18 protein-coding genes are annotated in these 18,996 nt (G+C 54.9%); 12 read left to right on the top strand and 6 right to left on the bottom strand.

What is annotated here, in order from left to right:
• The first annotated feature begins 170 nt into the window (after positions 1–170).
• The 10 genes from ADS46_RS17985 to phnE all read left to right on the top strand — a co-directional run bounded on the left by ADS46_RS17985 (position 171) and on the right by phnE (position 9,356).
• The gene (locus ADS46_RS17985; protein ID WP_066322510.1) at positions 171–1,667 is read left to right on the top strand and encodes an NAD-dependent succinate-semialdehyde dehydrogenase; all 1,497 of its coding nucleotides are present in this window, start codon (positions 171–173) and stop codon (positions 1,665–1,667) included.
• 71 nt (positions 1,668–1,738) lie between these two features.
• Entirely contained in the window at positions 1,739–3,172 is a 1,434-nt protein-coding gene (locus ADS46_RS17980; RefSeq protein WP_066322508.1) for an aminotransferase, read from the top strand.
• A 115-nt stretch (positions 3,173–3,287) separates the two neighbouring features.
• The gene (locus ADS46_RS17975; RefSeq protein ID WP_066322506.1) at positions 3,288–3,965 is read left to right on the top strand and encodes a haloacid dehalogenase type II; all 678 of its coding nucleotides are present in this window, start codon (positions 3,288–3,290) and stop codon (positions 3,963–3,965) included.
• Between the two features lie 16 nt (positions 3,966–3,981).
• A complete protein-coding gene (locus ADS46_RS17970; RefSeq protein WP_066322504.1) occupies positions 3,982–4,440 on the top strand; it encodes a DUF302 domain-containing protein in 459 nt (152 codons plus the stop codon).
• An 87-nt stretch (positions 4,441–4,527) separates the two neighbouring features.
• Positions 4,528–4,875, top strand: a complete 348-nt coding sequence (locus ADS46_RS17965; protein ID WP_066322503.1) for a putative quinol monooxygenase — start codon at positions 4,528–4,530, stop codon at positions 4,873–4,875.
• A 52-nt stretch (positions 4,876–4,927) separates the two neighbouring features.
• Entirely contained in the window at positions 4,928–5,395 is a 468-nt protein-coding gene (locus tag ADS46_RS17960) for an S-ribosylhomocysteine lyase (protein WP_066322502.1), read from the top strand.
• Between the two features lie 271 nt (positions 5,396–5,666).
• Entirely contained in the window at positions 5,667–6,716 is a 1,050-nt protein-coding gene (locus ADS46_RS17955; RefSeq protein ID WP_082926144.1) for a porin, read from the top strand.
• Between the two features lie 26 nt (positions 6,717–6,742).
• Positions 6,743–7,624 (top strand): phosphate/phosphite/phosphonate ABC transporter substrate-binding protein, encoded by an 882-nt coding sequence (gene phnD / locus ADS46_RS17950; RefSeq protein ID WP_082926143.1) that lies wholly within the window; start codon positions 6,743–6,745, stop codon positions 7,622–7,624.
• A gap of 113 nt (positions 7,625–7,737) precedes the next feature.
• The gene (phnC, locus tag ADS46_RS17945; protein ID WP_066322500.1) at positions 7,738–8,544 is read left to right on the top strand and encodes a phosphonate ABC transporter ATP-binding protein; all 807 of its coding nucleotides are present in this window, start codon (positions 7,738–7,740) and stop codon (positions 8,542–8,544) included.
• Positions 8,545–8,555: 11 nt separating this feature from the next.
• Positions 8,556–9,356: a phosphonate ABC transporter, permease protein PhnE gene (phnE, locus tag ADS46_RS17940; protein WP_066322499.1), complete on the top strand. Its 801-nt coding sequence runs from the start codon at positions 8,556–8,558 to the stop codon at positions 9,354–9,356.
• A gap of 83 nt (positions 9,357–9,439) precedes the next feature.
• Here phnE and ADS46_RS17935 read toward each other — a convergent pair whose 3' ends face one another.
• The 3 genes from ADS46_RS17935 to ADS46_RS17925 form a co-directional block, all read right to left on the bottom strand.
• Entirely contained in the window at positions 9,440–11,410 is a 1,971-nt protein-coding gene (locus ADS46_RS17935; protein ID WP_066322498.1) for a diguanylate cyclase, read from the bottom strand.
• A 103-nt stretch (positions 11,411–11,513) separates the two neighbouring features.
• Positions 11,514–13,622: a putative bifunctional diguanylate cyclase/phosphodiesterase gene (locus tag ADS46_RS17930; RefSeq protein WP_066322497.1), complete on the bottom strand. Its 2,109-nt coding sequence runs from the start codon at positions 13,620–13,622 to the stop codon at positions 11,514–11,516.
• Between the two features lie 21 nt (positions 13,623–13,643).
• Complete coding sequence (locus ADS46_RS17925; RefSeq protein WP_234346876.1) at positions 13,644–14,006, bottom strand: hypothetical protein; 363 nt, start codon at positions 14,004–14,006, stop codon at positions 13,644–13,646.
• 634 nt (positions 14,007–14,640) lie between these two features.
• Here ADS46_RS17925 and ADS46_RS17920 point away from each other — a divergent pair.
• Both ADS46_RS17920 and ADS46_RS17915 read left to right on the top strand, forming a co-directional pair.
• On the top strand, positions 14,641–15,693 hold the full coding sequence (locus tag ADS46_RS17920; protein ID WP_066322493.1) for a CNNM domain-containing protein: 1,053 nt from the start codon (positions 14,641–14,643) through the stop codon (positions 15,691–15,693).
• Between the two features lie 155 nt (positions 15,694–15,848).
• Entirely contained in the window at positions 15,849–16,499 is a 651-nt protein-coding gene (locus ADS46_RS17915; RefSeq protein WP_066322491.1) for a peroxiredoxin, read from the top strand.
• A 90-nt stretch (positions 16,500–16,589) separates the two neighbouring features.
• Here the strand turns inward: ADS46_RS17915 and ADS46_RS19135 are convergent, their stop codons facing one another.
• From ADS46_RS19135 to ADS46_RS17900, 3 genes are all read right to left on the bottom strand, one after another.
• Positions 16,590–17,861, bottom strand: coding sequence for a PAS domain-containing methyl-accepting chemotaxis protein (locus ADS46_RS19135; RefSeq protein ID WP_066322489.1), 1,272 nt, complete (start codon positions 17,859–17,861; stop codon positions 16,590–16,592).
• A 238-nt stretch (positions 17,862–18,099) separates the two neighbouring features.
• Positions 18,100–18,756, bottom strand: coding sequence for a DUF3047 domain-containing protein (locus ADS46_RS17905; protein WP_066322487.1), 657 nt, complete (start codon positions 18,754–18,756; stop codon positions 18,100–18,102).
• A gap of 10 nt (positions 18,757–18,766) precedes the next feature.
• Positions 18,767–18,967 (bottom strand): zf-HC2 domain-containing protein, encoded by a 201-nt coding sequence (locus ADS46_RS17900; protein WP_066322484.1) that lies wholly within the window; start codon positions 18,965–18,967, stop codon positions 18,767–18,769.
• Positions 18,968–18,996: the final 29 nt, after the last annotated feature.

Here is an 18,996-nt window from a genome sequence, read left to right as displayed (position 1 = left end):
GTGTTAAGTCACTGTTCGCCAAAAAAGGGCCAGAATTATCCGGCCCTTTCAAAAACACTTCGTGCGCAATCTCCCTTAGGCTAGACACATCGAAACACGACGGCTCAGGCCGTCATTTTTAATGTGCAACGGCTGTCGCCCACGCTAGGCGTCAACCAGGGGAGGTTTCCATGACCACACTATCGACAACGCTCGCCAAGCGCCTGGAAGACCCACGCCTGTTCCGGCAGTATGCCTACGTGAACGGTAAGTGGACCCATGGTGAAGGCGGTCGCGAAGAAGCGGTGATTGATCCGGCAACCGGTGAAGCCATTGGCCATATTCCGCTGATGGAAGCTGGCCAGATCACCGCAGCGGTTGATGCTGCCGAGGACGCCTTTGTGCAGTGGCGGGCGCTGCGTGCCGATGAGCGCTGCGAGAAACTGCTGGCGTGGTACGACCTTATTCAAGCCAACCGCGAAGACCTGGCAACCATCATGACCTTGGAGCAGGGCAAGCCGCTGCCGGACGCGCGCGGTGAGGTCGAGTATGGTGCGAGTTTTGTGCGCTGGTTTGCCGAAGAAGGCAAGCGCACCTACGGCGATACCATCCCAAGCCCGATTCCCAATGCCTCGCTGGGCACCATCAAGGAGCCGGTGGGCATCTCGGCAATGATTACGCCGTGGAACTTCCCGCTGGCGATGATTACCCGCAAAGCCGCTGCGGCACTGGCAGCGGGCTGCCCTGTGGTTATCAAACCGGCCAACGAAACCCCGTTTTCAGCCCTGGCGCTGGCGGAACTGGCCGAGCGCGCGGGTATTCCGGAAGGCATCTTCAATGTGGTACTGGGCGACCCTGCGGAAGTGTCCAAGATTCTATGTGCCGAGCCGCGTATTCGGGCGCTGTCGTTTACCGGGTCCACCCGCGTCGGACGCATCCTGATCGAGCAAAGCGCCAACACCGTCAAGCGGCTATCGTTGGAGCTGGGGGGTAACGCACCTTTTATTGTCGGTCCGGATATGGACCCCAAGGAAGCCGCCTACGCAGCCGTTGCCGCCAAGTTCCAGACCGCCGGGCAGGACTGCCTCGCCGCGAACCGCATTCTGGTACATGAGTCGATTCATGATGCGTTCGTCGAGCATTTCGCTGAGCGCATGGCAGCGCTTACCGTGGGCAATGGTCTGCAAAGCGAAATCGACCTGGGCCCCTTGATCCATCGCCAGGCGGTAGAAAAAGCCGCCTCGATCGTCGATGACGCCGTCTCTCGCGGCGCCACCATGGTAGCGGGTGATCAGAGCCAGGCGCCTGGCGAAAACTTCTTCATGCCTGTATTGCTGACCGGCGTCACGCCACAGATGAAAGTATGGCGGGAAGAAAACTTCGCCCCGGTGGCCGGTATTACCGCCTACCGCGATGATGATGAAGCGATCGAGATGGCCAACGACACCGAGTACGGCCTGGCGGCCTATATCTATACCCACGATATCCGCCGCATCTGGAAGCTGATGCGCGCGCTGGAGTATGGCATGGTCAGCGTCAACTCGGTGAAGATGACCGGCCCGCCGGTACCGTTCGGCGGCGTGAAGCAGTCCGGCCTTGGCCGTGAAGGCGGCGCCACGGGTATCGATGAGTACCTCGAAACCAAGTATTACTGCCTTGGCGCCCTGGGCTCCGTGTCCGGGAGCTAGCCCAAAAAGCTTGGCATATTTTCAACATCCTCCCCGCTGATCGGGGAGGTTTACCGTATAGAGGGAACACCATGAGCTTGCACCAGGATCTGATCGAACGTGACCGCAACGTCACCTTTCATGCCTCCACTCATCTGCGTGATTTTGCCCACGGCGATGCGCCGGGCCGGGTGATTACCGGCGGTAAAGGCATCAATATCGTGGACAAGGATGGGCGTGAATTCATCGACGGCTTCGCCGGGCTTTACTGTGTCAACATCGGCTATGGCCGCACCGAAGTGGCCGAGGCGATCTACAAGCAGGCTCTGGAACTCTCTTACTACCATACCTATGTGGGCCATTCGAACGAGCCGCAGATCGAGCTTTCCGAGCAGATTCTGAAAATTGCCGGCATGAACATGTCCAAGGTTTACTACGGCATGTCCGGCTCGGACGCCAACGAAACCCAGCTCAAGATTGTGCGCTACTACAACAACGTGCTGGGCCGCCCGCAGAAGAAGAAGGTCATTTCGCGGATGCGCGGTTACCACGGTTCCGGCATTGCCTCGGGCTCGCTGACCGGCCTGAAAGCCTTCCACGACCATTTCGACCTGCCGATTGAAACGATTCGCCACACCGAGGCGCCGCACTACTACCTGCGTGCCGCCGAACAGCACGGTATGTCCGAACTTGAGTTCTCCGCTTTCTGCGCCGACAAGCTGGAAGCGATGATTCTGGAAGAAGGCCCGGATACCGTCGCTGCCTTTATCGGCGAGCCGGTACTCGGCACCGGCGGGATCGTACCGCCGCCGGAAGGCTACTGGGATGCGATTCAGACCGTACTGGCCAAGTACGATGTGCTGCTGATTGCCGACGAAGTGGTATGTGGCTTCGGTCGCACCGGCTCCGATTTCGGCAGCCACCACTACAACATGAAGCCTGATCTGGTGACCATCGCCAAGGGCCTGACCAGCGCTTATCAACCGCTCTCCGGCGTCATCGTTGGCGAGAAAGTCTGGCAGGTGCTCGAGCAGGGCACCGGCGAGTATGGCCCCATCGGCCACGGCTGGACCTACTCCGGCCATGCGCTGGGCTGTGCGGCCGGACTTGCCAACCTGGCGATCATCGAGCGTGAAAACCTGGTGGGCAACGCGGCCGAAACCGGCGCCTACTTCCAGCAGCAACTCAAGGCCACCTTTGAAGGCCACCCGCTGCTGGGCGACGTGCGTGGTGTTGGCCTGATGGCCGCGCTCGAATTCTCGCCGGATGCCAAGCAGCGCCTGCATTTCGATCCGGCGCTGAAAGTGGGCCCTCGTGTGGCGGCAGCCGCCATGGAAGAGAACCTGATTGCCCGCGCCATGCCCCAGGGCGATATTCTCGGCTTTGCGCCGCCGCTGACCATCAACCGTCAAGAGGTGGACGACATGATCGGCCGCGCCAAGCGCGCCATCGACCGTGTTACCGATGAGCTGGTGCGCGCAGGTGACCTGAAAACCGGTGAAAAAGAAGCCGCGTTCACGGTGTGATTGAGAGGGTCGACAAGATAATGCCGCTGCCTGTGAACAGGGCAGCGGCATTTTTGTTTTTCAACGCGTCGACTATGCTAAATACACGTCACGTCCGTAAATCTAAGGAGTTTCCATGCAGCCCGTACTAGCCTTTGATGTATACGGCACGCTGATTGATACCCAGGGGGTCAAGGTCGAGCTCGAAAGACGTTTGCCCGACCGGGAAAAAGCGGCCGAATTCGCCCGCCGCTGGCGCGACAAGCAGCTGGAGTACAGCTTTCGCCATGGCTTGATGGGCGCCTATGTACCGTTTGTGGAATGCACCCGGGAAGCCTTGGTGTTCACCGACCGGGCCTTGCAGACCGGCCTCTCCGATAACGACTATGATCACCTGATGGCGGTTTATGCCGAATTGCCCGCCTTTCCTGATGTCGTGCCAGCGCTTGACCAGCTCCGCGATGCCGGTATGCGTTGCGTGGCCTTTTCCAATGGCACGTCTGACGCCGTCTCGGCGTTGTTGAAACGCGCAGGCGTTGACCAGCATATGGATGACGTTGTCAGCGTTGATGACATCAAACGCTTCAAGCCCGACCCGGCGGTGTATGCGTTTTTAAGAACCCGGTTGGAAACCCGCCCTGAAAATACCTGGCTGATTTCCAGCAATCCCTTTGATGTGATCGGGGCAACCCATGCGGGGTTGCGCAGTGCCTGGGTACGCCGCAGTTCTGATGCCCCCTTCGACCCCTGGGGCATCGAACCCGATATGACGGTCACCGATCTGGAAACCCTGGCCAACCGGCTGCTCAAATAATTGACAAGGAGGAACTATGCGCCCTTTTTATGGGTTGGGAATTGCGGTACTTGGCGGACTGTTGAGCCAGCCGGTTCTGGCCGAGCGTGACAACGGCATTGAACATGTCACCAGTGATTCAGCTTACAGCACCGTCGTGAGGCAGCTTAATACGGCGCTGGAGGATAATGGCTTGAACATCATGGCCACCGTCAATCACGGGCAAAACGCGGCGAACAACGACCTTGAGCTACCGTCTACCATGACGTTTATCTTTGGTAATCCCAAGGCCGGTACCCCCATGATGCAATGCCAGGGAAGCGTCGCATTGGACCTCCCGCAAAAGATGGTGGTGCGCGAAACCGACGACGGTGTACGTCTGGAGTGGAACGACCCTCACTATCTTGCTGAACGCCACGGTTTGGAAGAGTGCGATCTGCCCCTCGATAATGTGGCGGATGTACTGCGCGACGTCGCAGAGAGTGCCGCTCAGTAAAACGGCCGAACCTTGGCCGAGTCACATTGTCCAGGTAGCGTGACCAAGCGCATAATAGTCAGTCGTTCAATGATTCAGGATCCAAGCATGTCAGAAAAAATCTATTGTGTGGCGGGTTTCAAGCCCAAGCCCGGTAAAGAAGAAGCGGTGTTTAAAGCGCTGCAGGCGTTAGAACCCAATGCGCATCGTGAAGATGCCTGCATCCACTACACCGTGACGCGGCAGATCGAAAACCCCTTCGCGCAGGGCACCAGTTACCCGATTGTGTTCCATGAAATCTGGGCCAGCCGCGAAGAGTTCGAGGCGCACTGCCAGCGCAAGGAAATTCAGGATTTCTTTGCCCAGCACGTTGAAGCCCCCGATGGCGATATTGAAGATGCCAACGTCTGTGTTTACACCGACGAACCCTGGAACTTCGACGCGCCAAAGGTGTAGCTTGAAGGTGTAGAATAAGACTTAGCCAATACGCAAACGGAGAGGAGCCAACATGGCCGAGCAAAAAATGAACGTTGAAAGCTTTAACCTGGATCACACCAAGGTGAAAGCGCCCTACATCCGTTTAGCTGATATCAAAGAAGGCGAAAACGGAGATCGTATTCACAAATACGACCTGCGCATTTGCCAGCCCAATAAAGGCCATATGGACATGCCAGCGCTGCATTCGCTGGAGCACCTGCTGGCCGAAAAGTCGCGTAACCACACCGACAAAGTGGTGGATATCAGCCCAATGGGCTGCCAAACCGGCTTCTACATCGCGATGATCAATCACGATGACTACGATGAAGTGGTTTCCATCGTCGAGAAAACGCTAAACGATGTACTGGAAGCCACCGAAGTACCTGCCTGCAACGAAATGCAGTGTGGCTGGGCAGCGAGCCATAGCCTGGAAGGTGCCCAGGAGCTTGCCAAGGCCCTGCTGGAAAAACGTAGCGAGTGGACGCAGGTTTTTGCCTGATCAACATTAGTAATACCTTAAAACGCCGAACTTTACTAAGGGTTCGGCGTTTTTATTTAAGTGTCATTTTTTATTAACTCGCATGAAATGTGTTAGTGGTAACGATCCTTATATTAATTCTTTAATTTCAACGTAATTTAGTTGTGGTAATTGGCTCTTATTGTTTTTTAATTTTTATAAAATTGTAAGTTGCCTGAAACTCCATATTCATCTTTAGCCCTCAGTATTCCCCTTGAGCTCGTTGAGTTCAGTTTCTTGCAATAAAGAACTTATGTCTTCTGCGGTTGATATTCTGGGGAATATAATGAAGCGTCTATTTTCGAAACTCGCACTTGTGGCATCTGTTGCTGCTGCCTCGACTGCTCAAGCAGAAACCTTCGAAGTAAGCGATAAAACGACCTTATCGTTATTCGGGGCGATTGAGCTTAAATACAATACAGCCGATGAAATCAGCGATACTGACGGGAGCACAGAAAGCTCCTCCGCCTACGAAGATAATGGCTCAAGCGTTGGCTTTGGGGCCGTGCATCGTTTCGACAATGGAATGTCGGGTTACGCTGAAATCGAATTTGAACATAACGCGAACGATTCAAGCGATGGCGGTGAGGTGTTAACCGATAAAGCCTTTGCCGGTTTAATTGGTGATTTCGGTGAAGTACGCGCCGGGCGTTTTGACAGCATTTACACCAACGCTTTCTATGATTTGGTCGATCCCTTTGAAACGGCCAGCCTGAGCGAAGAATCGGTGATGGAAGAGGACAATCTGATTGCCTACTTCAGCCCCGACTTCAACGGCTTCACGTTCGAGTTACAAGCCCGAGTCATCGGCGATGGCGATAATGTAAACGAATCAGGAAGCAATGAAACGGGCATGGCCGGCGTTGTTAAATACAGTGCCGACACTTGGGCAGTCCATGCCGGTGTTGACGACCGCGGTGCCGAAGGGGAAGAGGTTAACGGTGAGTGGGTTTCCCAGGATCCAGTCTACGGCCTGGGGGTTGCCGTTGCACTTACCGAAACGGTCGATGCCGCCGCGCGTATGAGCATCCAGGAAAACTTGGAAGGTTCAGCCGAAGGTGACGATACCACGTTCTATGGCGCGTCACTTAACTACAACTATGGAATGGGTAGTGTCTACGGCGCCATGCAGCAGGTAGACCCTGATCAAGGGGAAGACCGTACTGAGTTCGCCGCCGGTATCAACTACGACGTGGTCGAGAACCTGGTCGTTTACAGCGAATACGGCAGCTACGATCCAGCTGACGATGCCGTTGGCGATATCGACACGCAATTTGAAGTCGGCGCGATTTACGAATTTTAAACGCCCAATCATCAGGAGATATTTCCATGCGTAAAACACTAATTGCACTGGCAACCACCGCGGCAGCCTCAATGTTGGCCACGACCACGGCGCAAGCCAATGACGATCTCAGCAACGTATGCCCCAACCCCATTCGCATGGCGGATACCGGCATTGAAGGCATGGGTCCGCTGGAAGAGGCGTTTGGTCCCTTTGCTGAGACGTTCCAGGATGTCACTGGCCTTGAACTGGAAATGTTCAGCCTAAGCAACCGCACGGCGGCAGGAAATGCGCTGCAGTATGACGACGTAGATCTCGTCTTTGCTGGCCCGTCCGAGTTCGTTTTGTTCGAGGAAGAAGGCGACATTGAAATCCTGTTTGCCATCGAACGCCCGCATTACGGCAGCAGCTTCTTCGTGCCCGCCGAGAGTGATATCGAGTCGCTTGAAGACCTGGAAGGCAAGCATGTTGCATTGAAAGACACCGGTTCTACCAGCGGTCATATCTTCCCGAGCAAGATGTTGGTGGATGCTGGTTTAGACCTTGATGATGACCTGGAAATTACCATGGCAGGTGATGCCCGCATTGCGGCGCTGGTTAATGGTGATGTAGATGCCATGGGCGGCGGCAACCGCGATATAGAAGAAATTGAAGCCATGGATCCCGAAGGCGAATACCGTGTCATTGCCAAGAGTGATGTGTTGCCTGGTGATCCGGTGATCATGCGCGGCTCGCTTGCAGAGGAATGCAAAACCGCACTTCGCGACACGCTGGAAGCTAATGCCGACGTGCTTTGGGAGTCACTGATTGCCACTGAGCGCAATGAAGATAAGTTCCTTAATCGCGATTCTTCAATGGGTTTTGGACGTACATCTGAAGACTACCAAGTCGTTCGCGAAGCGTATGAAGCGGCTGGTATCGACCTGTAAATGTAGCACCTTTATGCTTACTGTTTCTTTATGGCACATGGACGTGCCATTTTTTTCGAGAGAATTATGAAACGATTATTTGACAATATTGCGATAAAAAAAGAGGTAGCGAAATGAAGGCTATCAATGTAAGCGGATTGCAGAAATACTACGGTGCTACACATGTTTTAAGGGGTATCGATTTTTCAATAGATAAAGGTGAGTGTGTAATACTTTTAGGTGCCAATGGCTGTGGTAAATCGACGCTTATGCGCTGTTTGAATGGCCTGGCTCAACATGACGCAGGTGATGTACATATTAATGGGCAATCTCTTAAAGCGTTGTCAAAAAGGGAAATGCGAAGTTTGCGCCTTAGTATAGGTGTCGTTTTTCAGCAGTTTAATTTGGTACAAAATGTCAGTGTTTTTCAGAATGTATTGAACGGTGCTATGGGAAGGCAACCTTTCGGATTGCTTCAAACCTTAGCGCCGTTAGCCAGTGACGAGTTACGCACCCAGGCAATGGCGTGCCTCACTCGCGTCGGGCTGGAAGACAAGGCAGATTTTAACTGTCGGCAGCTATCAGGAGGGCAACAGCAGCGCGTCGCTATTGCAAGGACCTTGATGCAGAACGCCGACATTATTATTGCCGATGAACCCGTCGCGAGCCTGGACCCTAAAGCAGGCCGTGAAATCATGGACCTGCTGATCGATATCGTGCAGGAACGCGGGCTGACGGTGCTGTGTTCCCTTCACCAGTTAGAGCTGGCCAACCATTACGGTGATCGGGTGTTAGGCATGAAAGCAGGCCGTATCGAGCTTGATAGCCCCCGTCGCTCGACCGATATCGACACCATGAAGCAGCTTTATCAAGGCGATGTGCGGGTCGATAAGCTTGCCAGCCAAACACCCGCTGATTCACCGGCTCCAGCCCTCAAATAGAGATTTTCCCAATGCAATCAAAACGATTTATGGCGCATATGCCCCCTCGTTTTCGTAAGCCCTCTCCGTCTGCCTGGGGAATCGTGGTCATCTTCATTGGCTTATTCGTGCAAGGGGTGATGGCAACGGAAATCACCCTGGAACGATTGTTGAAAGGTGCCGTGAATCTTGTTCACTTCATAGGCCGCGCCTTTCCTCCTAATCTAAAAGATCTGGATACTATCGCATGGGCAATGTTTGAAACGCTGAATATTGCCATTGTCGGTGTCGTGGTGGGTGTCTTGCTGAGTCTTCCCTTTGCATTACTGTCGGCGCGTAATACATCGCCTTCACCATGGATACGCAGTCTTGTGCGTCTCATGATCGCTACCATGCGCACGATTCCCGACCTCATCTGGGCGCTGATTTTCGTTGTGGCGGTAGGGCTGGGCCCGATGGCTGGGGTGCTGGCTATCATGATGGACACCATCGGTTTTGCGGCTCGATTTTTTTCAGAACGCATTGAGGAAGTTCACTCAGGCCCTGCGGATGCGTTAACAGCAACCGGGGCAGGTCGCCTTTCGGTTATTGGCGGCGCAATCCTGCCGGAGACGTTTGCCTCAATGACGGCAACAAGCCTCTATAGCGTTGAGAAAGCACTGCGCTCAGCGGTGACCCTTGGTTTGGTAGGGGCTGGAGGAATTGGTGTGGAGCTGGCCGCCGCGATGCGGTTATTTAATTATGATGAAGCACTGACGATCATTCTCGTGATCCTGGTTGTCGTGATCGGCTTTGAGCAACTATCGTCCACCATCCGTAAACGCGTTATTTAACCCCAGCTTACGGCATTAACCTGCCGTGGTGCGCCTTCAGCGCCAGACGAATGTCATCAGCTGGCGCTGAAGGGGATTGGGCGTCAATCCCCCTTCACCACAATACGATTCCGTCCGGTTTCCTTGGCTTCATAAAGGCCCGTATCAGCACGCTTGAGGGCGGCTTTCAAGGTGGTTTCATGCGGTGATACATGGGTCACCCCGAAGGAGGCGGTGATTCGTAGCGTTTGCTCACCGCCTTCGTGCTCAATCTCGACGTGCGTTTCCTCAACGGTGGTACGGATACGCTCGGCGATTTGTTGCGCCTGGGGAATCGCTGTACTGGGCAGCAAAATGGCAAATTCCTCTCCGCCTACCCGGCACAACAAATCTTCCTGTCGAAGCAGCTCTCGAATGACAAGGGTAAAGCGTTTAAGCACTTCATCCCCAGCATCGTGCCCGTACTCATCGTTAATTTGCTTGAAGTGGTCGATATCAATGGCAATCAATGAAAGTGGCGTGTTGTGTCTTAGCCCGCGTGACATCTCATTGCTGGCCTGCGACTGCAAGTAGCGCCGATTGAATACCCCGGTGAGCGGATCGGTCATTGCCTGAGCGCGAAGCTTTTCTTCGAGTTGCTTGCGTTCAGTGAGATCGAACACGGTGGCTCTTGAGTGGATAAACCGGCCCTTCTGCCGATACCCCGACCCCTGAATCACCACGCGGAGCTGTTTGCCCTCGCGGGTGACAAGCGTGCATTCCGCCTCGTCGGGCTGGCCAGCTTTAACGTTGACAAAGGCCGTATCAAAAGCCTCCCGTGTCTCGGGAGAAATCAGGTCCCGGTAACGCAGGCGGCCGATGACCTCGTGGGCGGCATACCCAAGCCAGCTCAGCTCGGTCTGGTTCATTTTGATGATGGTGCCGTCGGCGTTCAACGAATGATAGCCACAGGGCGCGTTTTCATACAGGTCGCGCACTTCGGCCGCCTGCTGCTGGGCATTTTTGCGCAGCTTGCGTTGCTGATGGCTGCTGAACGCCCAATACACACCAAACGCTACAGCGGTGGCGTAAATAAGGCCTAAGAACCACAATACCGCGGTCTCTTCCTTGAGCAGCTGCTGCCAGGTGGGCGTCGGCAGGCTGACACCAAGTACCCAGGGCAAGGTATTACCCGTGCTGAAGATGCGCCCGGCAAGACCACGGTAGAGCTTGGTACGCAGGTCTTCCGTTTTGAAATGGAGCAAGCGGTCATCAAGCGTCACATAGCCTTCAACGCTGCCGCTGAGTAATTGCCAAGGGTCCTGGGCGGTCCTGGCATAGTCATCACCAAACGACAGGTCCGGGAATTGATGGGACCCCTGGGTTAACAGCCAGCGCCCCTGTGCATCGACGAGCAGAACGTTGGCCTGAGGGTCAATATGCATTGACTGGTACAGCGATTGCGTCAAGTGCTGCCAATTGAGGCTCAGCAGCACGACCCCTTGACGCTCCCCCTCGTCATTGAAAATCGGCGTGGCCACATTGACGATGGGGATGATTTCGCCGCTGAACAGCTCGTACTGCAGGTTAAGCCCCGGTGGTGATATATAGATATCCCGCGGGAGTAGCTTGCTGGCCCCTTTGAAATAATCCGTATGGGCATGGTTGTTGGCACCAAAACGAGGGTTGGCCAGAGCATCCCGCGGGGAACGCAGTACTTCGTTACCCTCGTTATCCATCAGCACGAGCTTGCTATAGCGCGGTGAATGACGGATCAACGTGCTTAAAAACGTGTCGAGCCTTGAAGAGTCGCGAAGGGAAGACGCGTTCTCGACCTGAAGAGGCGTGTCGCTCAACTGCTGCTGGAGGGTGGGCATCTCGGCGATGGCAAGCGCGTAGTTAAGCGTTTCATTGATATCGCGGACCAGGGCATCCTCGCCCACTCGTAAAATGGCTTCTGTCTCTTTACGAACACCGTCCAGGCGCGCTTCCATGTGCATGTTCAGCACAGGCCAAAGCGTAGACGTGACCAGTATGAAGGGTAGAGACACGGCCAGTAACAGGCGAAGATAAAGGCGAGGCAAAGTCAATCGCATGTTTCCTGTTGTAAAGAAAGGCAGTTTGGTGTTCCCGGCGATGTCAGTTTCAATAGACGGTAGGCGGTGAGCATAGTGTTGGCCTCGTTTTTTTGGCCTGAACTCAACAGTCAAGCAGCTGTTCAGGCAGTGCCGCCAGTGCTTCGATTGGGACAGCCCTCGAAAACAAGAAACCCTGCAGCAGATCGCAGCGACGCTGCTGAAGATCCTGCTGTTCTTCGTGGGTTTCGATCCCTTCGGCGACCACGGTCAGGTTCAAGTGGTGCGCGATAGTGATTACGCCCTGAACAATGGCCGCATTCTTTTCGTTTTGCGCAATCTCGCGGATAAACTGCCGGTCAAGCTTGACCTTGCTGATCGGCAGGTCGCGCAGATAACTCAGGCTTGAGAAGCCGGTACCGAAGTCGTCGAGCGCAACGCTGATGCCCAACTCGCAGATTTCCTTCAGGAGCGATATTGCCTGATCGGTATGGGTCATCAGGGTTCCTTCCGTGACCTCCAGCTCCAATTGCGCAGGCGGCAGGCCGCTGCCTTTCAATGCCGCCTTGACCTCATCCAGAAAGCCGCTGCGCTGGAACTGCATCGGCGAGATGTTGACTGCAACTTTGAGCGGCTGCGAGCGGTGGCGATTAAGCTTGGCGATATCGTAGCAGGCGCGCTCGAGCACCCACTGGCCAATGGCAATAATCTGGCCGGTCTGCTCCGCGATGGGCATGAAGAACCCGGGGAACACCAGCCCTTTGCTGGGGTGTTGCCAACGAATCAACGTCTCCACACAACGCACCGTGCTGTCAACGGCATCCACAATGGGCTGGTAGTAGGCAACGAATTGGTTGGCTTGAATGGCTTCCTGCAGCTCACGGCGAATGATGACGTGCTCTGCCACGTTGGCCACCGCGTCGCCGCAATACCACTGCCAGGTGTTGCGGCCCTGGCGCTTGGCCTCCTGCATAGCGAGGTTGGCCTGGTGCAGTAAGCTCTGAGGCCGACTTGTACGGCTGTTATTGGTAGCAATGCCAATACTGGCGCTGATGTGCAAGCACAGGTCATTCAGGGTAAAGGGCTGGGCAATCGCCGTTAGCAGTTGGTTGGTTAAGTTGATGACTGCTTGCTCGCTGGGATAGGCGGGCAGCATAACCACAAACTCGTCGCTGGACATACGCGCCACGACACCACCTGGAGGAACATTCTCGCGCAGACGTTGCGCAATCGCCTTGAGGAGTTGGTCGCCCGTCCAGTGGTCAAAGGCATCGTTCACCGGCTTGAAGTCGTCAAGGTCGATATATAGCAGGGCAAGGTGTTGATGCTGTTGTGTGCACTCTTTCAGTGCCTGTGCCAGGCGGGCTTGTAGCGCCGTTAAATTGGGCAGCCCGGTCAGCGTATCGTGCGCCTGCTGGTGAGCAAGGCGTACCTCCTGTTCACGCTGGCGGGTCACGTCTTGCTGACAACCGATAAAGTGTGTGCATTCGCCCGCCTCATTAAACACCGGGCTGATAGACAGCTGATTCCAGAAAACCTTGCCGTCGCGCCGATAATTGCGCAGCAATACCTGCACGTCTTCATGGTTGGCGATGCCATGTTGAATAGCGGCGATCGCCCGAGGGCTTGATAATTTCCCCTGCAAGAAACGGCAGTTGCGGCCAAGCACGTCTTCCGCGCTATAGCCGGTAATCTGCGTAAATGCCTCGTTAACGTACACCAGCGGTAAGTCCGGCTGGCTGGCATCGGCCATGACCATCCCGTTGGGGCTGGCCTCAATGCCACGCTTGAGCAGGCGGAGCTCGTCTTCGTCACGCTTTTGCTGGGTAACGTCACGGCAGAGGCCGTAAATCCCGGTTACAACGCCCTCAGCCATAATCGGCGCATAGGTGATATGCAGCGTGAGCGCACGCTCTGCAACATCCAGGCCGGTTACCTGTATAGGCTGATGGACACCGCTGCAGGCGCCCTCAAACGCCTGCTGGGCCCGGTGCTGGTCGGTGGGCACGCATATTTGGGCGTGGCTGGCACCCACCAGCTTGTCCTGAGGCAAGCCGGTGATAAGGGCAAGCGCGTTACTGCACCGCACGATGATTCCGTCAAGGTTGATTTCGCAAAGCCCATCCGGGTAATGCGTGAACAGCGCCTGATAGCGTGCTTGAAGGTCTACTTCTCCTTCAGGAGGAGAGTGGCCCGCGGCGGAGCGGGCACGATGGGCAAAAGAAGAGGTCAATGCATTATCCCGAGGGTGGCGTTAAAAGGATTCCCACGTCGGCTCACCTTGGTCGCGGCGCGCAGCGTTGGGTAAGCTGGCGGGTGACAGTGCGTTGGTCGTTGCCGATTCCTTTCGCTCACTGGGTAGTTTGAAGCTGGCAATCAGTTCGGCGAGCCGATCCGCCTGGTCCTGCAGCGACGCGGCCGCCGTACTGGTCTGGGTCACCAGCGAGACGTTTTGCTGAGTTGCCGAATCCATCTGGGTGATGGCCGTGCTGACTTGGTCGATACCGCTTTTTTGCTCATTGACGGCCAGCGCAATTTCCTGCATCAGGTCGGTCACTTGCGTAACGGCCTTGACCGTCTCATCCATTCCTTCGCCGCTGCGCTCAGACTTCTGCACGCCTTCTTTACCAGAAATTTTGTCAGCGGGGCTAGTTTGCGGGCTATGGGAGGGGATCAATATCGGCAATTACCCTTAAATTCGGAAGAAAAAGCGTTCTCAGGTAAGTGAAACCACTCCCAAAGAAGGCGAAATTCTCACGTTTTTGCGGTTTTTCAACGATTAACTTACTGGTCGGCCAGCACCGATAGAACCTCACTAACGCCTTTCACCGGTGTATGTTTGAACTGAGCGGTCAGACTCTCTGCACTGCGCTATCTAAGGCCTCGTGGTCGGTGACCAGGTGTGGTTCAAAAGCAAGGCGTTGAAGCCGATTTAATAATACTGTTTCGTTCGGGTTGTTCTGGCAGTACTTACATTCTATTACTGGGCAGATATATCGATATGTGAGGCCTTTTGTATCTCAGCCCTTGGTTAATAAGCACCATATGATCGGGTTCATGACCAGAAGTTGAGACCTTGTAAATTCGCTAATATCACCCTTCTCAATAATTTTGTTGGCGTCATTTACCTCAGCCTGTGAGTTTGATGGTGTGGCGTGTGTATAACGCCTTCATCAAAGAGTGCGTCTGCGCATTGACACCGCGCCAGGTTGCCCCTATAAACGCTCAATCATCCATCACCATAGGTTCCCATGGTCCTTCTCATCACCATCGCTGCACTGTCTATCGGGTTTTCCTTTTTGTGTTCTGTCCTGGAGGCAGCGCTGCTATCTATCACGCCGAGCTATATCGCCAGGCTGAAGGAAGACAAGCCCAAGCTCCATGCGTCATTGACGCAGTTAAAGGACAATATTGATCGCCCGTTGGCGGCCATTCTCACTCTCAATACCATTGCGCATACAGTAGGGGCCACTGCGGTAGGTGCGCAAGCGGCGGTGGTTTTTGGTGAGTCATCCATCGGCATCGTGTCGGCGGTCATGACCATGTTGATCCTGGTGCTTTCCGAGATCATTCCCAAAACGATTGGTGCGACTTACTGGCGGGGGCTGTCGCCGCTGCTGCCACGTTTTCTCAAGCCGATGATCGTCATTTTGCTGCCGTTCATCTGGATGTCCGAGCAGATTACCCGCCGCCTTGGCAAGTCCGAGCACGATGTAGACCTGCGTGATGAGATCAAGGTGCTGGCGCGAGTAGGGCTGGAAGAGAAAGTGCTGGATGCCGACGAAACGCGCACCATCGTCAACATGCTTAACCTGCACGATATCCCGGTGGGCAAGGCCATGACGCCGCGAACCGTCTGTCAGACGGTGCTGCCGCATCTTACGGTGGGCGAGTTTGAAGAAGCCTATAGCCATACACCGTTCACTCGATTTCCGGTCATGGATAATGGAGAGCAGGCTTTTGGCTACGTGCATAAAGCCGATATGTATCACGCTGATGAGCACAAGACCATGAAGGACATGATGCACCCCATCGCCAGTGTGGATGTGTCGCACAACGTGGAACAGGTGTTCGCCTCGATGCTGCATGACCGCCTGCACATGCGGGTGATCTACGATGAGCATGGCACCTTTGTCGGCCTGATCACCCTGGAAGACATTATCGAAACGATTCTTGGCCAGGATATCGTCGACGAAACTGACAACGTCGATAACCTGCGCAGCTACGCCAAACAGGTATGGCTCAAGCGAGTCAAGCGAGAGACAAAAGCCGCTGAAAAGTCGGCTGACTCGCATAGCAACTAGTTTTTTATATCGTCCAGTGACTCCATGCCTTCGCCTGGGCCGTTTTTTATCACGGTGAGGCGGTTTTGATTGGCTTGCTTAGCACTTTATGTTCTATAGTGATGGACCTGAAAGACGCTTAAAGCATTAGGGTTTTTGACCCACAGGAGGAGAACATGTCACTACGTATCAATGCCGTGGTTCCCGATTTCGAGGCTGAGACCAGCCAGGGGCCCATCCGTTTTCATGAGTGGATTGGCGACAACTGGGCGATCCTGTTTTCTCACCCCAAGGACTTTACGCCCGTTTGCACCACCGAGTTTGGTGCCGTTGCCACGTTAAGCGAGGAGTGGAAAAAACGCGGTACCAAGGTGATCGGCGTCTCGGTAGACGGCGTGGAAGATCACAAACGCTGGGGCGATGATATTAAAACCGTGAGCGGCAGCGACGTTGATTTTCCGATCATTGCCGATGACGGGCTGACCGTTTCCAAGCTTTACGACATGTTGCCGGAAGACGCCTATCTACCGGATGGCCGCACGCCCGCTGACAGCGCCACGGTGCGTTCGGTATTCATCATCGGACCGGACAAGCAGCTCAAGCTGTCCATGACCTACCCGATGACCGTAGGCCGCAACTTCGCCGAGATCCTGCGCGCCTTGGATGCCTTGCAAGCCACGGCCAAGCACGGTGTGGCGACACCGGCAGACTGGACAGTCGGGCAGGATGTGATTATTCCGCCCAGCGTGTCAGACGAAGACGCCAAGCAAAAATTCGGCGATTACGAGACAGTGCTGCCGTATCTGCGTAAAACCACACTGAAATAAGTTGCATCTTGAAGGCGGGGTAATGAAAACCTGCCCAGAAAAAAGTGCCAGCCCTTGAAAGGCTGGCACTTTTTATTGTGGCCAGGAAAGCTAGCTGGCTGCCTTGAGCGTTAGTTGGTCGATGGATGACGATACATTACGCGACCCTGTCAGTATTTCATTTACGATCGTTTCTATTTCGCTGATGCTTGCCTGGCTCGACTCGCTGCGGTCTATGACTTGCTTCATGGTCTGAGTGGTGCGTGTAACAAGGTCACTGTTTTCCCTGAGCACCAGGGTAATGCTGTCGACCGCTTCACTCGACCCTTTGGCCAGCTGGCGAACCTCATTGGCAACAACGGCAAAGCCGCGCCCCTGCTCTCCGGCGCGAGCGGCTTCCACCGCCGCATTAAGCGAGAGTAAATTGGTCTGGTTGGCAATATTGGCGATGGCCCCAGTAATCATGTTGATATTTTTTGCCTGCTCGTTGAGCGATTCAACCAAGCGTTGCGCTTCAGCCAGGGCCTGGGCTGATTGCTGGGCGTCCTCAAGTACACGCTGCAAGTGAGACAGGCCGCTCTGGGCAATCTGCTCGGTTTCCGATGATGTCGATTGCGCCGTCAATACCGCTTGATTGGCAGCATGGGCTTCCTGCATGGCCGAGGTGATATCGGTGGCAAACTTGACCACTTTAAACACCTCGCCGTTGGCATCCGTAATCGGATTATAAGTCGCCTCCAACCAGAGGCTGTGGCCTTGCGAGTTCAATCGCTCAAACTTGCCTTGCTTGAACTCGCCTCTGGCCAGCTCTTCCCAGAAATGCGGGTGTTGTTGGTAAAACGCGGGTGGGCACAACTGGCGATGATGCGAACCTGCCAACTGCTCGTTGGTATAGCCGACCGCTTTCTCGAAGTTGGTATTGGCGTTGATTATTTCCCCTGTCGGGGTGAATTCAATCACTGCCATGGAGCTATCAATCGCCTGCAGAACAGCGTCCTTGCGCGCCGCTTCCTGGTGCTTGGCCGTCACGTCGTTGGCGACCTTGAGGACGCTCACGACACGCCCGCGTCGGTTGCAAACAGGCACATAGGTAGCCTCAAGCCATATGTCCTGCCCCCTGGCATCTATGCGCTTGAACGTACCCTGATGGCTTTCTCCTTCAGAAAGCGAACGCCAGAATGATCGATACTCGGAAGACCCCGCCTCGTTTTCAGTGCAGAACAGTTTGTGATGCTGGCCCTTGATGGCGTCCAGCGAATAGCCAACCGCATCCAGGAAGTGTTGGCTGGCGTCCAGAATAATACCGTCAGGGGTAAATTCGATGCAGGCGGTGTGTTGCATCAAGGCACGTCGATGGACGTTATTCGTGTTGTCAAAAATCATGTCGTAAGTCCCGGTGTCTTCTAAACCGCCTGAGTAATTAGCGTATTGCTACTTTTTTTAATAGTTATACATATCCTATACGAAAGCGGCAAGGTTGACATCCTCTGTCACCTTGAAGACCGAGCGGCAGGTCAAAAAACTGTTTATATACCTTAAAGGTACTATCGATAAAGGTACTATCGATGGCTGGTATGGAGACGTCTGCTATCAGGTGTTAGGGGAATGCGAGAAACAGTTTTTAAGGGCAGTTTGGCAGCTTTCTCGTCGCGGAGAACCCGAGTTGGCTAAACCAGGCGGTGGCGTCATTGCCTGAGTTATCGCCATCGCTCATCAAGGCGACGCCGTCGATGGTCGTCACCGAGTCATCGAAAAGGGTAGCAAAGTCGACGCGCACGTCGCGTACTTCGGCGACCCACTCGCCCACCCTCGATGAGCCCCCTTGTAGTGCCATCAGCTCGGCGCGGTCGGTAAACGCATTCGTCCAGGTGCTACCCGCGTCCTGCGTCGACGACCAGACATAATTGATGGATTGAACTTGCCAGGGCAGCAGCCCCGTTTTGCGCGCCACATAGACACGAGCAGGGTAGTCGTCGCCCGCCTTGGTGGTCTCATCGAGCCCCGGGTAGGTGGAGTCCACCTGCCAGCACCAGTGCAGGTAGGGTGTTTCATCGAGGTCGATTTCGCGTTCCAGGTAGCGGGCCGATGCCTGGCCCTGTGATTGGGCCATCAGTACCCTGGCACCATCCTTTTCGACGATCTCGTAATGGGTCTCACCGTCAAAACTGCGGGTGGGCCAGGTCATGATCTGGTTGGGTGTCAACAAGATATCTGCCGTGGCCGCGCTGCTGATCATCAGCAAACCGGCGATAACCGCAACGCTTTGTCGTGGGCGCATAGGGTAACTCCTAGTCATCCGGTGTCGATGACGGTTTCAAGGCAGCAGGATGGTGTTCACCGATGGCATGCAGAAGATCGAACTGACGCGCGCAGGCACGGCAGGCACCACACATGGAAAGGTGAAAACGCAACGCTGTTTTTTCCCGGAGGGTAAGCACCCGATCCTGTTTGAGCGACATCAAGCGTGTGGCTTCACGGCACATCAGCATAGAAGACTCCTTGGTTAGTTGAGCAATCA

It is taken from the genome of Halomonas sp. G11 (assembly GCF_001663515.1).
Classification (GTDB): domain Bacteria; phylum Pseudomonadota; class Gammaproteobacteria; order Pseudomonadales; family Halomonadaceae; genus Vreelandella.
Note: the sequence above shows the minus strand (reverse complement) of the source record. Positions and strands in the feature narration are given on the sequence as shown.

What these genes read in the sequence shown, in the direction of transcription:
- ADS46_RS17985 (WP_066322510.1), top strand. Translation starts at nt 171, where the DNA reads ATGACCACACTATCGACAACGCTCGCCAAGCGCCTGGAAGACCCACGC.
- ADS46_RS17980 (WP_066322508.1), top strand. Translation starts at nt 1,739, where the DNA reads ATGAGCTTGCACCAGGATCTGATCGAACGTGACCGCAACGTCACCTTT.
- ADS46_RS17975 (WP_066322506.1), top strand. Translation starts at nt 3,288, where the DNA reads ATGCAGCCCGTACTAGCCTTTGATGTATACGGCACGCTGATTGATACC.
- ADS46_RS17970 (WP_066322504.1), top strand. Translation starts at nt 3,982, where the DNA reads ATGCGCCCTTTTTATGGGTTGGGAATTGCGGTACTTGGCGGACTGTTG.
- ADS46_RS17965 (WP_066322503.1), top strand. Translation starts at nt 4,528, where the DNA reads ATGTCAGAAAAAATCTATTGTGTGGCGGGTTTCAAGCCCAAGCCCGGT.
- ADS46_RS17960 (WP_066322502.1), top strand. Translation starts at nt 4,928, where the DNA reads ATGGCCGAGCAAAAAATGAACGTTGAAAGCTTTAACCTGGATCACACC.
- ADS46_RS17955 (WP_082926144.1), top strand. Translation starts at nt 5,667, where the DNA reads ATGTCTTCTGCGGTTGATATTCTGGGGAATATAATGAAGCGTCTATTT.
- phnD (WP_082926143.1), top strand. Translation starts at nt 6,743, where the DNA reads ATGCGTAAAACACTAATTGCACTGGCAACCACCGCGGCAGCCTCAATG.
- phnC (WP_066322500.1), top strand. Translation starts at nt 7,738, where the DNA reads ATGAAGGCTATCAATGTAAGCGGATTGCAGAAATACTACGGTGCTACA.
- phnE (WP_066322499.1), top strand. Translation starts at nt 8,556, where the DNA reads ATGCAATCAAAACGATTTATGGCGCATATGCCCCCTCGTTTTCGTAAG.
- ADS46_RS17935 (WP_066322498.1), bottom strand. Translation starts at nt 11,410, where the DNA reads ATGCGATTGACTTTGCCTCGCCTTTATCTTCGCCTGTTACTGGCCGTG.
- ADS46_RS17920 (WP_066322493.1), top strand. Translation starts at nt 14,641, where the DNA reads ATGGTCCTTCTCATCACCATCGCTGCACTGTCTATCGGGTTTTCCTTT.
- ADS46_RS17915 (WP_066322491.1), top strand. Translation starts at nt 15,849, where the DNA reads ATGTCACTACGTATCAATGCCGTGGTTCCCGATTTCGAGGCTGAGACC.
- ADS46_RS19135 (WP_066322489.1), bottom strand. Translation starts at nt 17,861, where the DNA reads ATGATTTTTGACAACACGAATAACGTCCATCGACGTGCCTTGATGCAA.
- ADS46_RS17905 (WP_066322487.1), bottom strand. Translation starts at nt 18,756, where the DNA reads ATGCGCCCACGACAAAGCGTTGCGGTTATCGCCGGTTTGCTGATGATC.
- ADS46_RS17900 (WP_066322484.1), bottom strand. Translation starts at nt 18,967, where the DNA reads ATGCTGATGTGCCGTGAAGCCACACGCTTGATGTCGCTCAAACAGGAT.